This window comes from Agromyces sp. NPDC057865 (assembly GCF_042796995.1).
Taxonomy (GTDB): domain Bacteria; phylum Actinomycetota; class Actinomycetes; order Actinomycetales; family Microbacteriaceae; genus Agromyces.
The window spans coordinates 768,195-780,881 of sequence record NZ_JBHVMJ010000003.1 but is presented as its reverse complement, the minus strand read 5'-3'; the positions used below and the strand labels follow the sequence as shown (position 1 = coordinate 780,881).

The window sequence follows — 12,687 nt, the reverse complement described above, 5'->3', positions numbered from 1 at the left end:
GTACTGAAGCGCTCTGAACGGAGGCACGGGTGGCGGGACTGATCGTCCAGGAGTGGATCGAGGAGACGGGCGGCGCGGAGCAGGTGCTCGACGCGATGCGGCTCGCGTTCCCCGAGTCGCGGGTCGCGTGCCTGTGGAACGACGACCCCTCGCGGTTCCCAGCGGACGCGGTCGACGAGTCGTGGCTCGCGCGCACCCCGCTCCGCGGACGCAAGGCGCTCGCGCTGCCGCTCATGTCGCCGACGTGGCGACGCGGCTGGGGCGATGCCGAGCCCGACTGGGTGCTCACGAGCAGCTACGTGTTCGCGCACCATGCCGGGTTCGGCACCCGGAGCGGGGTGCCGAAGTTCTCCTACGTGCACACGCCGGCGCGCTACCTCTGGGAGCCCGGCCTCGACGGCCGCACCGCGAGTCCCCTGGCGGGCGTCGCCCGGTCGTACCTCCGCGGCGTCGACCGGCGCGCCTCACGGGAGTCGGGCTCGATGGCCGCGAACAGCGCGTTCGTGCGCGAGCGCATCCGCCGCGCCTGGGATCGGGACGCCCGAGTCATCCACCCGCCGGTCGAGGCGGCCGCGATCGCCGCCGTGCCCGATTGGGCGGCGCGCGCCACGCCCGCCGAGCAGGACCTCCTCGCGTCGCTCCCCGCGCGCGGATTCCTCATGGCGGCGTCGCGCCTCGTCCCCTACAAGCGCCACGACGCGGTGATCCGCATGGGCGAGCGGCTCGGGATCCCGGTCGTCATCGCCGGCTCGGGGCCCGAACGCGAGCGGCTCGAGGCCCTCGCGGCCTCCGCGAGCGTGCCGGTGCGCCTGCTCGGGCGTGTGTCCGACGAGCTCATGCGTGCCCTGTTCCAGCGTGCGCTGGCCTTCGTGTTCCCGCCGATCGAGGACTTCGGCATCATGCCCGTCGAGGCGATGGCGGCCGGATGCCCCGTGCTCGCCAACCGCGTCGGCGGCGCCGCGGAGTCCGTGGTCGACGGTGCCTCGGGCGTGCACTTCGATCCCGACGACCCCGCCGGATTCGAGGCGGCCGTCGCCGCCGTCGCCGGCATCGACCCGGCGGCGGCCCGCGAACGGGCGCTCGCGTTCGACACCGACCGATTCCTCGACGAGGTGCGCGGCTGGGTGCTCGGTCAGACCGGCACGGCCTCCCGCCCGAACAGCGTCGCCTCGGCCGCCGGGTAGCCCTCGCGCCAGTCGGCTCGGCGCCGCCACACCGTGCGCCACGGCGAACGCGCACGCCGCGTCACGGTCTCGAGGCCCGCGCGCACCCCGACGCCCGCGAGCAGCAGCCGCACGCCGAGTGCGGCGCCGGGCCGCGACCAGGTCTTGCGCAGGAGCGTCACCTTGCCGGCCATGACCATGCAGCCCTTCTCGCCGCCCGCATCGCTGGAGCCCCCGACCTCGTGCACGATGACCGCCTCGGGCACGACGACGCGCCGGAGGCCCGCGCGGCCCGCCCGCAGGCTGAACTCCGCGTCCTCGCCGTACAGGAAGTAGTCCTCGTCCATGCCGCCGAGTCGCTCCCAGTCCGCGCGCCGGATGAGCAGGAGGCATCCGGTGACGATCGGCACCTCGCGCACGGAGTCACGGTCCCAGGGGCCGAGCGACTCGGGGTCGAACACGCGCGACCGCTTGAACGCCGTCGAGAGCATCGTGGCGAACATGGCGAGCGACCAGAGGCTCGGCGCGCCCCAGCACGAGCTCGGGTCGACGCCGCCGTCGGGTCGGAGCGTGCGGCCGCCGTACACGCCGTACTCGGGGTGCGCCTCGGCGAAGTCGAGCAGTGCGCGCAGCGACCCGGGCAGCACGAGGGTGTCGGGGTTGAGCAGCAGCACCCACGATCCGGTGGCCGAGCGGGCGCCCCGGTTCACGCCGCGCGCGAAGCCGAGGTTCTCCCCCGCGTCGACGATCACGGCATCGGGGTACCGCGACGCGAACGCCGCCGCGCTGCCGTCGGTCGAGCCGTTGTCCACGACGACGAGCTCGAGGTCGACGGCGGATGCCGCCTGCACCACGGAGCGCAGGCACGCCGACGTGGCATCCCTCGTGTTGTAGTTGACGACGACGACGCTCAGGTCGGGCACGGCGCTCCTTCCGGTCGGCTGCACGGGTGGCGGCGGCCGGGGGCCTCCACGGACCGCCCGACCGCGAGGCGTCAGATCGCGACGGGCTCGAGGTCGTCGCGACGGGTGACCTGCCAGCGCGACGCCTCGCGCAGGTCGTCGAGCGTGATCTCGTCGGCCGGACGCACCACCGCGAGGCCGCGGTCGGACAGGAAGCGCGCGAGGTCGTCCTGATGCGAGTCGACGTGCTCGCCGAGCTCGACCGATCGAGGCGAGAGCACCGGGACCTTGCCCGCGCTGAGCGCCGCGAGCGCGGTCCCCGTGCCGGCGTGCCCGATCACGACGTCGGCCGCGGCGAGCTCCTCCGAGAGGGTCGCCGACGGCACCGAGGCCACGGCCTCGATGTCGAGCCCCGAGGCATCCGTCGACCCGGTCTGCCAGAGCACCCGAGCGTCGTCGGGCAGCGCGCGCTGCGCCGACTCGACGAGGCGTCGGAAGCCGAAGTCGCCGTTGCCGCCGACCGTCACCACCGCCCGCGTGATCGGCCGCTCGGGCGCGCGCTCGACGCGGAAGCCGTCGAAGACCGACAGCGCGTACTGCCAGCGCCCCGAGACCCGGTTCGGGTACTGCACGTAGCGCCGCACCGACGGGATGTGGTCGACGAGCCGGCCCGTCGTCGAGAGGTCGGTCACGCGGGTCGCGCTCTCGACGTAGCTGAACGGCACCCGGTGCAGCAGCGCCGGGATGAGCGCGGAGAGCGCGATCTGGGCCCCCGAGCTCACCACCCGTTCGATCCGGTGCTCGGCGAAGGCGCGCTGCGCGATGCGGGTGTCGCGGAGCACGCCGAGCGTGTCCCGCGGCGGCCGCGTCGGCACGTGGTAGACCTGCGCCCCCTCGAGGAGCGAGCGGCTCTGCGCCGTGTCGTCGGTCATCCAGACCACGTGGTCGGAGCCGACGATGCGCGGCGCGAGCATGTGCAGTTGAGCGAGGTGGCCCCCAGAGATGGCCACGAGCATGGTCGTCATTACGATCCCCCTTCGAGTGCTTCCCATGCGAGCTGCGCGATCACGCGCTGTCCGGCCACCGACGGGTGGAAGAAGTCGATCCCCGAGATCTCCTCCGGCGAGAAGTCGTAGGCGAACACGGCTCCCCCGTCGTCGATGCACCGCTCGGCGGCCGCGCACACCCGCGCGATGGCCGCGTTGAACTCGTCGACGCGCGCGGCGACGGCGTCGCGCCGTGCCGTCGCCTCGGCCGAGTCGTCGTCGGCGTCGCCGAGCAGGTTCGAGCACGACGGGCTGCTGTTCCACGTCTGCACGGCGCGCGGGTCGGCTCGGCCGATGTCCCACAGGCGGTACAGGTCGGGGACCGACAGCGCCAGGATCGTCGCGTCGGGCGCCTCGGCGTTCAGCCGGCCGAACAGCTCGGTGAGCTGCGCCTCGTACTCGGCGGCGGGCGTCATCTCCTCGAGCGTCGGCTTGCAGGCGTCGTTCCCGCCGAGCAGCACCGTCACGAGCTGCGGACCGGCCTGAATGACCTCGTCGACGCGGTCGAGCGCGTCCCCGACGTCGCCGCCGTCCTTGGCCGCGTTCACGACCTTCGGTTCGACACCGGATGCCGCGGCGAGCCGGAGCGCGATCGAGCCCACCGCGGGGTCGGTGCCGCCCGACCACGACACCTCGGCGCACTGGCCCGGCTCCTGGCACGCGTTCACCCCGAGCGACATCGAGTCGCCGAGGATGCCGAGCGTCACGACCTCGGGCGCGGCGGCCGGCGGCTCGAGCTGCTCGAGGTCGGGCGCCGAGGCCGCGCTCGAGGCGCAGCCCGCGAGGACGCCGAGGGCGAGGGTCGCGACGACGACCCGGGCGAGACGCCCGGCCCGGCCTCGCATCGAGGTGCTCGTCATGGTTCCGCCTTCCGCTCCCTGGCCAACTCCGCGTCGTCGAGGATCACCTCGTCGACATCGCTGCGCGCCGCCGCTGACGGCTCCCCGATCGGCTCGTCCGGTTCCGCCGAGCCCGATGCCGCGGCATCCGATGCCGGCCCCGTACTCGCCGGCTTGCGCACCTGCTTCACGAAGCCCACGATCTGCGCGAGATCCCTGCGGTATGCGGGGATCGCGAGCGACGCCAGGAGCGGCACGACGCCGGCCGCGACGCCGAGCGCGAGCTGCAGGACCGCGGGCATCCCGTCGGTCGCCCGCTCCACCGCGAACGCCGCACCGAAGCACAGCGGGGCGAGCACGAGCGGCCGGGCGATCGGGGCGAGGATGTCGCGCACCCGCATGAACGTGCCCGAGGTCGCGTAGACGAGCTCGGGGATCAGCAGGAGCAGCGAGAGGACGCCGAACACGAGCGCGAGGCCCTCGACGCCGGCCCACCAGATGCCGACGAAGTACCCGGCGATGAGGATCGGCCGCGTGATCACGAAGAAGAGCAGCTGCTTGTGCGCGCGGCCGAGCGTGAGGTACAGCCAGCCGAGCACGCTCCCGATGGCCTGGGCGATGCCCGCGAGGGCGAGGATGCTGAAGAGCGTCGCCGCCTCCTCCCACCCCGGGCCGAGCAGGATCGCGACGAGCGGCGACGACACGGCCGCGGCCACCGCGTACACGGGGATCGTGAGGTACCCGATGATCATCAGCGCGCCGCGCGTGTAACGGCGGAAGCGCTCAGGGTCGTCCTGCAGCTTGCTCAGGACCGGGAGCGCGACGCGTCCGAGGGTGCCGTTGAGCTGCTGCATCGGCAGCAGGTAGAGCGCGTAGGCCCGCGAGTACTGGCCCAGCGCCGCGGGTCCGAGCTGCTGGCCGATCACCACGTTGTCGAGGTTCTTCGTGGCGTAGTTCAGCAGTTGCACGCCGAAGAGGCTCCCACCGGTCGTGACGAGCGGCAGCACCTCGCGCGAGATGTGCGGCCGGCCGAACCTCGGCCGCGACGCCACCCAGAGGGCGACGAGCCGGTAGACCTGGCCCGCCCCCGACATCACGACGAGCGACCACACGCCCCAGCCGAGCGCCGCCGTGGCGATACCGAGTCCCACCCCGACGAGCATCGACACGACGTCGATGTTCGCGAGGGTGCCGAACCGCAGGTCCCGCTGCACTCGTGCCTGCATGGGCATCGTGAGGCCGTTGACGAGCAGGATGGGCGCGATCGCGAGCGTCAGCGGGATGAGCCGCTGCTCGTCGTAGAGCCAGGCGATGAGGGGCGCGGATGCCGCGATGAGGAGCATCAGCCCGATGCCGAGCGCGACCGACAGCCACATCACGCTCATCCACATGCGCTCGCTCAGCTTGCGCGCCTGGATGATCGCGCCCGTCAGGCCGAAGTCGCGCACGAGGTCGGCGACGCCGACGATCGCCGTCACCATCGCCACGAGGCCGAAGTCGGCGGGCGAGAGCAGACGCGCGAGGACGACCGTCGACGCGAGCTGGATGAGCGTCTTGCCCCCGAACCCGCCCATGGTGACGAACACGCCGCGAGAGGACGTGTGCGCGAGCCGGTCCGTCGACGGCGCGCTCATGCGGTCGCCCGGCTCGTCTGGTCGCGTGCCCATTCCGCCTCCCCCCGCTCGGCGACGAGCCGACGGGCGCGCGCCTTCGGCAGGGTCGAGGTCAGAGCGTAGACGCCGAACGCCGGCCAGAGCCGGGGGCGGGCGGCGACCCGTCGCACGAGGTTCGTCGCACGCGCGCCGGTCGGGGCGTCCGTCGCCCGCTGCACCTCGTCGGGCAGCTCGAGGTTGCCGCGGGCGATGCGCGTCGATCGGCGCAGGTGCGAGCCTATGGTGCGGGCGCTCCGCACCGAGAACTCATGCGCGTCGAGCGTGCGGCGCTCCTCGGGGAGGAACAGCTGCTGCACGAAGCGGTCGTCGGCGATCACGTCGGGCCACCGTCCGAATCGCGCCCGGCCCGCCGAGGAGAGCGCGTAGACGCCCGACCCGATGTGGCCCGCTCGCCGGTAGTCGGTGAGTGCCCAGACGCGGTAGTGCTGACGAACGAGCCAGGACGCCCCGTCGGTGTCGACCTCGAGCCGCGGCGACGCCACGAGCGCGCCGCCGGGTCGCTCGAGCTCGTCGGCGAGCGCGAGCAGGGTGGGCACGTCGACGAGCACGTCGGCGTCGACGTAGGCGCGCGGGAACGCGGACGCCTCCTCGTCGCCGGCCTCGAGCGCCGCGATCTTCGAGGCCCGAGCGATCTCGACGACGGTGACGGATGCCCCGTACGCGCGTGCCACGTCGGCGGTCGCGTCCGTGCAGCCGTTCGCCACCACGACGAGTTCGAGCTCGGCCGCGCGCGGGTCTCCCGTGAGCGCGTCGAGCAGCCGCCCGAGCACCGCCGCCTCGTCGTGCGCGGGGATCACGACCGACATCCGCGGCGTCATGCCGTCGCCTCCGCCGGTGCGACGCTCGCCGGTGCGGCGCTCGCGGACGCAGCATCGGCCTCGCCCTCCGCAGGCGCGACGGCTGCCGCGCGCCGCGGCGCCTCGGTGAGCAGCCACGCGCCCACGGCGAGCAGCATGCACAGGATGAAGAACGTCTGGAAGAACCCGAACGCGTCGTAGAAGAAGATCGCGGCGATGTAGCCCGCGATCGCCACCGCGACCGTGAACGCGAGGGCGGCGTGGCGACGCTTGGCCGCCTGCCCGAACGCGAAGCGCAGCAGCAGGATCGGCGGCACCAGCAGGAACACCGCGAGTCCCAGCACGCCGAGCGCGCCGGTCTCCATGAGCGTGCCGAGGAACTGGTTGTCGAGGATGAACGAATTCGCCTCGTCGCCGATCACGATGCGGCTGCCGAACCCGCTCCCGAAGAACGGCTGCTTCGCGACCTCCCGCATCGCGGGTTCGAGGTCGGCGAGCCGCCCGGCGCCGCCCATCCCCGCAGACTGGTACTGCGACGCGACGAGCGAGTCGACGTCGAGGAACGACAGCACCATCTTGTCGAACGCCTTCGGCAGCACGACGGCCGCGAGCAGCACCACCGGGAACGCGATCGCGAAGAGCACCGCGGCGACACGTGGATGCAGGAGCAACGTGATGAGGAACATCACCCCGAGCACGACGACGGCCGTGCGCGAGATCGCGGCCAGCACGCCTCCGAAGAGCATGATGATCGCACCTGCGTACACGAGCCGCCGATTGATCTCGTTGCGCGGCCACACGGCGTACTTCGCGAGGTAGATGGCGAGCGGAATGAGGAGGCAGAGCGCCACGGCGAGGGCGATCGGATGCTGCGCCGAGCCGAACGCGCGCGCGGCACCCGCCCGACTCACGTCGCCGCCCTCCCGCAGCAGGGTCAGCGGCAGGAAGCTCCCGAGCATGAGGAAGACATTGGTGCGCGCCACCCGCTCGATCAGGGCGAAGAACGACACGATCACGCCGGCCCAGGTGAGCACCGTGATGAGCAGCATGACGTCGCGCTCGCTGCGCAGGAGCTGCCGGAAGGCGAAGAACACCGACAGCATGACCAGAAGCTGGGTGATGCCGCCGATCGCCGTCTCGACGAGTCCCGAGTTCGCGAGCGCCATGCCGTTCACGAGGAACGACACGAGCACCGTGACGAGCATGATCGCGATCGGGACCCCGAAGGCGATGGGTCGCCATCTGAAATCGGGTTTCGTGAGGAGCGCCACCACCAGGGCGACGATCACGATCCCGAGCACGAGCCGGTAGGGCTCGAGCTGGAACGGGAGCGGGATCGGGATCGCGTACCGCCGGGCGGGGACGAACATGATCACCGCGACGAGCAGCACGAGCGCCGTCGTCCAGGCGAACACGAACCGGCGGAAGAGCACGAGCAGCGCGAGCACGAGCAGCGCCCCGCCCGCGATGAGCGGCGGCAGGAGCAGCACCGCGGCCAGCACCGCTGCCGCGAGCACCGCGGCCGCGGCGATCACCCGACCACGGCTGACGCCCGCGAGCGGCCCTGCGGATGCCCTGTTCGTGGAGCCGGGGGCATCCGCAGCGCGGTTCGTCTCGCCGGCCTCCGGCGGTGCGCCGTTGAGGACCGTCATGGCGTCGTTCAGTCCGCTCGGGGACCCGTGCCCGCGCCGATCAGCTCGCGCTCGGCGTCACCGGCATCGGCCGTGTCTTCGGGGTCGGTCGGCTCATCGGCCATGCCGTCGGGTGCCGGCGACGCCCCGCCGTCGCGGGTGCGACGCCGGCTGCGGGTGCGCCGCTTCTCGCGGCCCGAGCGGATGCCGCCGAGGATGAGCGCGAGCGCGACGAACCCGAGGAAGACCGCGACGCCCGTGATGACGATCGGGATGGCGGGGTTGCTCGTGTCGCCCTCCACCGCGGCGCCCCGTGCCAGCACCTCGAGCTCGACGCGGTTCTCGGGGGCGATCTGCTTCGCCTCCTGCTCGGCGACGACGTAGGCGAGGAACGCGTCGGTCGCCGCGGCGCTGATGTCCTCGGCCCGCTGCTCGGTCGGCGCGGTGCCGACGACCTCGAGCAGCGGCAGCTTCAGCGACCCGGGGAACCGCTCGTCGCCCGCGGGCTGCGTGGTGCGCCGGATGGCCGTGATCGACTCGGTGTCCTCGTCGAGCGGCCCGACCTCGGCGACGACCTGGTCCTCGATCGTCTGGCCGGCGACGATGTACGCGTAGATCTGCGCGGCGCCGGCGAGGTCGAGCGCCTGCGGCGGCGTGACGCCCGGATCGACCGGTTGCCCGGGGACCTGCGCCTGGTACAGCGTGTCGGCCGGGCTCGTGACGAGCACCGTGGTCCCGGCCGAGAAGGTCTTGACCGCCCGCGACTCGACCTGTCCGTTGGTGATCGAGAAGCCGGCGAAGAACGCCGCGACGATCGCGACGATGAGCCCGAATGCCAGCAGCCACTTGTAGCTCCAGAGCGTCTGGAGGTACTTCGGAGTCTCCATGGCGCGTCCCCCTTTTTCCGTGTCCGCCGGCTGGTCGGCCGTCGGACGCATCGGCGAGCGCCCCCGTTCCGATCACTCGGTCCCGGTGCGCCATCGCCAACGCGAGAATGAGGAACACTCCGTCAGACTCATCGTGGGGGCCGATTGTTAACGCCCGACCCGGTCTCTGTTGCGGGTCTGTTAACTCTGCGCGTCAACCCGACGACGCGCGTTGTGTCCCCCATGGGTCGCACAGGAAGGTGAGAAGGACACATCTTCTGCGTCACGGGGGTCACATGGGTTCGACGGAAACGGCGGGGGGCGGTGGACGCATCGCCGTCCTCTACAGCTTCCCCCATGCGCTCGGTGCGCCCGGCATCGGGTGGACCGCGTGGAACCAGGTCAACGAGCTCGTGCGGGCGGGCCACGACGTGCACCTCGTCGCGGCGAGCGTGGCGCGACCGGTCGCCGGGCTCGCCTCCACGACCACGTCGCTCGCGATCGCCGGGCAGCGCGTCCCCCACCGCGTGATGGGTCGCGATCGCGCGCTCGCCTGGCACGACCGTGTCGCGTCGCTCGTCGTCGCCCGCCGCTCGCCCGAGGTGGTGCACGTGTGGCCGCTCGCCGCCGAGCGCACGATCGCCGCCGCCCGTGATCGCGGCATCCCCGCGTTCCGCGAGGTCCCCAATACGCACACCGCGAACGCCTACGAGGTGGTCGCCCGCGAGTCGACACGACTCGGCCTCGTGCCACGGGCCGGGGCGTCCCACACCTCCGACCCGCGCCGTCTGGCCACCGAGGAGCGGGAGTGGGCCACCGCGACCGCGCTGCTCGTGCCGTCGGACGCCGTGGCCGCCACCTTCCTCGAGCGCGGATTCGACCCGGCGCGCCTGCGCCGGCATCGCTACGGGTGCACGCCCGCCGCGCCGGTCACGCGCGCGGTGCGCCGGGACGCGGGGCTGCGAGCGGTCTTCCTCGGCCGCGTCGAGCCGCGGAAGGGGCTGCACCATGCGCTCGACGCCTGGATCGCGTCCTCGGCGAGCCGCGACGGCCGCTTCCTCGTGTTCGGCGCGGTCGACGACGCGTACCGCGCGATCCTCGCCGAGCGCCTGGCCCACCCGAGCGTGGAGCTCCGCGGCGTGACTGCGGCGCCGGTCGACGAGCTCGCGCGCGCCGACGTGCTGCTGCTGCCGAGCCTCGAGGAGGGCAGCGCGCTCGTGACGTACGAGGCCCAGGCGGCCGGATGCGTCCCGCTCGTGTCGACCGCGGCGGGCGCGCTGCTCGACCACGACGTGCACGGCCTCGTGCACGAGCCCGGCGACGTCGCGACCCTCACTGCCCAGCTCGACCGGCTGGCCGCAGAGCCGGCGACGGTCGCGCGACTCAGCACCGCGGCCATGGCGCACGCGCCCGAACTGACCTGGGCGGCCGCGTCGCGGAGCCTCGTCGCGGCCTACGGCCACTCCGCGGCGGGCACGTCGTCGACCGACGAGGACGCCGCCCTGCTCGACGAGGAGTCGCGTGCCGACGCCGCGTGACCTCGCCGTCGTCGTCTGCACGCGGAACCGTGCGGCGATGCTCGCCGACGCGCTCGCGTCCATCACGAGCGCGGTGCCCGACGACGTCGAGATCGTGGTGGTCGACTCGGCCTCCGACACGTGGGAGACCCGGGACGTCGCCGCGGCCTCTCGTGCGACGTACGTGCGCAGCGACATCCGCGGCCTCTCGATCGCACGCGACCTCGGGCTTCAGGCGACGGACCGGCCGCTGGTGCTCTTCACCGACGACGACTGCGTCGCGATCGACGGCTGGATCGACCCCGTGCTCGCACGGTTCGCCGACCCGACGGTCGGCGCGGTGACCGGTCGCATGCTCGATCACACCCTCGTGGGCGGCGACGAGCCGCCCGCACCGCCGCGGCGGTACACCCGCACGATCGAGGGGCTCGACGCGGGCCACGGCGCCGTCATGGCGTTCCGGCGCGAGCTCGCGCTCGAGCTCGGCGGCTTCGACCACGTGCTCGGGGCGGGGCGCCGTCTCGCCGGCGCCGAGGACCTCGACATGTTCTGGCGGGTGCTCGACGCCGGGTACGCCATCGTGCACGATCCGGCCTGCGTCATCCACCACATGAACACGCGGCAGGGCGACTCGTACACCGAGCTGCACCTCGGCTACGGACTCGGCCTCGGCGCCCTCGCGAACAAGCTCGTCCGGCTGCGGTTCCGCGTGGGCGTGGCGACGCTGGCCATCCTGCTCAAGCGCACGGTCGGTCGCGCCGTGCGCCGGGGGCGCGACCCGCGGCGCGGCAGCGCCGACCGGGCGATGCTGCGCGGCATCCGCCAGGGCTTCTTCGCAGGCGCCCGCCTGCGGATCACCGGGACGACGTTCATCGACGAGCATCCACCCGCACCGACCCCGATCGACGAGCACGTCGACCGAGACACCGGGAGGACGCGATGACCGCACCCGAGGCGAAGGCCGAGCTCATCCGCACGCTCGACGAGAAGTTCGTCGCGAATTCGATCGCGTTCGATGCGATGATCGCCGCCGCCGCGCTGCTCGTCGACGGCGGCCCACTGCGCACCGCCGACGGCGCGATCGACCTCGCCGGCATCCGCGCCCGCTTCGAGGCCGTGAGCTGGCACGTCCCGGCGATGCGGCAGCGCCTCGCACCGACGCCGCTGCGGCTGACGACCCCGGCGTGGGTGCCGGTCGCCGACCTCGACCTCGCACGGCACGTGACCCTGCACCCCACGATCGAACCCGACGACCCCGACCGCGTGGAGCTGCTCACCGGCCGGCTCAACGGGCCCATGGACCCCGCCCGACCGCTCTGGGACATGCGCATCGTCGAGCTCGACTCGGGCCGGGTGGCGATCGTCGCCCGCTACCACCACGTGATCGGCGACGCGCTGTTCGGCCTGCGGATCGGCGAGGTCGTGACGGGCACCGAGCCCTCCCCCGACCTGCCGGTCGTCACCGAGGTGGAACGCGCGGCGCTCGGCGTCGCCCCGCGCACGGGGCTCGGCATCCTCGCGATCGCGTTCCATGCGTGGCGTGCGCAGCGCCACGGGTTCCGCGACGCCTGGCACGAGTACTGGCGCAAGCCGTTCACGCGTCGCCTGCGGCGCTGGGGCGGCCGCGTCATCCGCCCGCTGAAGAACCTCGCGATCGAGCGGTCGGGCGAGGCGGCCCGGGTGCTCGTGCCGCGCCACTCCCGGTACCTCGAGGTCGACCTCCGACCCGTGGCGAAGCACGCCTACCGGCTGGGCGGCACCGTGCACGACCTGACCGTGGCGGCGACGCTCCGGGCCGCGGCGGCGGTCGACCCCACCCGTGAGACCGTCTCGCTGCTCGTGCCGATCTCCCGGCGCACGGCGGCCGACGCGAACGTGCGCAACCACATCAGCATGGCCAAGGTCACCGTGCCCGCTGACGCGCCGATCGAGGAGCTCGTTCCCGCCGTGCGCGCGCAGGTGCAGGCGGCCGTGCAGGATGCCTCGCGGCGCGACCTCGGCGACCGCGACTGGAGCGGCTACGCCACGTTCGTCACCTGGGGCGGCACGCCGCGCTACTTCGGCGAAGCGCTCATCGAGTCGGTGACCGGATGGCCCGCGGGCGACCCGCGCGACGACCTCGCCTGCCTCTCCTGCAGCTACGGCACGCGCCTCGCGATCTGCGTCACCACCCGCACGACCACCGACATCGACCTCGTGATGGCGTCCATGGCCGAGTCGTTCGCGGTCCCCGTCGGCGTGGCGGGGTGAGGC

General features: G+C 73.0%; 11 protein-coding genes. 4 read left to right on the top strand and 7 right to left on the bottom strand.

Annotation, left to right across the window (positions count from 1 at the left end; genetic code table 11):
- Positions 1-29 precede the first annotated feature (29 nt).
- A complete protein-coding gene (locus tag ACFVN5_RS16530; RefSeq protein WP_376956350.1) occupies positions 30-1,184 on the top strand; it encodes a glycosyltransferase in 1,155 nt (384 codons plus the stop codon).
- Here ACFVN5_RS16530 and ACFVN5_RS16525 read toward each other — a convergent pair.
- From ACFVN5_RS16525 to ACFVN5_RS16495, 7 genes are all read right to left on the bottom strand, one after another.
- Positions 1,133-2,086: a glycosyltransferase family 2 protein gene (locus ACFVN5_RS16525; RefSeq protein ID WP_376956348.1), complete on the bottom strand. Its 954-nt coding sequence runs from the start codon at positions 2,084-2,086 to the stop codon at positions 1,133-1,135. The two genes, ACFVN5_RS16530 and ACFVN5_RS16525, sit on opposite strands and share 52 nt — an antisense overlap.
- A gap of 71 nt (positions 2,087-2,157) precedes the next feature.
- Positions 2,158-3,090: a glycosyltransferase gene (locus tag ACFVN5_RS16520; protein ID WP_376956346.1), complete on the bottom strand. Its 933-nt coding sequence runs from the start codon at positions 3,088-3,090 to the stop codon at positions 2,158-2,160.
- Positions 3,090-3,971 (bottom strand): SGNH/GDSL hydrolase family protein, encoded by an 882-nt coding sequence (locus ACFVN5_RS16515; protein WP_376956344.1) that lies wholly within the window; start codon positions 3,969-3,971, stop codon positions 3,090-3,092. The genes ACFVN5_RS16520 and ACFVN5_RS16515 overlap by 1 nt, the downstream gene beginning before the upstream one ends.
- On the bottom strand, positions 3,968-5,617 hold the full coding sequence (locus ACFVN5_RS16510; RefSeq protein ID WP_376956342.1) for an oligosaccharide flippase family protein: 1,650 nt from the start codon (positions 5,615-5,617) through the stop codon (positions 3,968-3,970). The genes ACFVN5_RS16515 and ACFVN5_RS16510 overlap by 4 nt, the downstream gene beginning before the upstream one ends.
- Complete coding sequence (locus tag ACFVN5_RS16505) at positions 5,581-6,441, bottom strand: glycosyltransferase (protein ID WP_376956340.1); 861 nt, start codon at positions 6,439-6,441, stop codon at positions 5,581-5,583. The genes ACFVN5_RS16510 and ACFVN5_RS16505 overlap by 37 nt, the downstream gene beginning before the upstream one ends.
- The gene (locus tag ACFVN5_RS16500) at positions 6,438-8,072 is read right to left on the bottom strand and encodes an O-antigen ligase family protein (RefSeq protein ID WP_376956338.1); all 1,635 of its coding nucleotides are present in this window, start codon (positions 8,070-8,072) and stop codon (positions 6,438-6,440) included. The genes ACFVN5_RS16505 and ACFVN5_RS16500 overlap by 4 nt, the downstream gene beginning before the upstream one ends.
- 8 nt (positions 8,073-8,080) lie before the next feature.
- Positions 8,081-8,938 (bottom strand): hypothetical protein, encoded by an 858-nt coding sequence (locus tag ACFVN5_RS16495; RefSeq protein WP_376956336.1) that lies wholly within the window; start codon positions 8,936-8,938, stop codon positions 8,081-8,083.
- 275 nt (positions 8,939-9,213) lie between these two features.
- Between ACFVN5_RS16495 and ACFVN5_RS16490 the strand changes: the two genes are divergently transcribed.
- Genes ACFVN5_RS16490 through ACFVN5_RS16480 form a run of 3 tightly spaced genes read left to right on the top strand, consistent with a single transcriptional unit; the run spans position 9,214 to position 12,684 of the window.
- On the top strand, positions 9,214-10,455 hold the full coding sequence (locus ACFVN5_RS16490) for a glycosyltransferase family 4 protein (protein WP_376956334.1): 1,242 nt from the start codon (positions 9,214-9,216) through the stop codon (positions 10,453-10,455).
- Complete coding sequence (locus ACFVN5_RS16485; protein ID WP_376956332.1) at positions 10,439-11,377, top strand: glycosyltransferase family 2 protein; 939 nt, start codon at positions 10,439-10,441, stop codon at positions 11,375-11,377. Before ACFVN5_RS16490 ends, ACFVN5_RS16485 begins: the two co-directional genes overlap by 17 nt.
- Complete coding sequence (locus ACFVN5_RS16480; RefSeq protein WP_376956330.1) at positions 11,374-12,684, top strand: wax ester/triacylglycerol synthase domain-containing protein; 1,311 nt, start codon at positions 11,374-11,376, stop codon at positions 12,682-12,684. Before ACFVN5_RS16485 ends, ACFVN5_RS16480 begins: the two co-directional genes overlap by 4 nt.
- Positions 12,685-12,687: the final 3 nt, after the last annotated feature.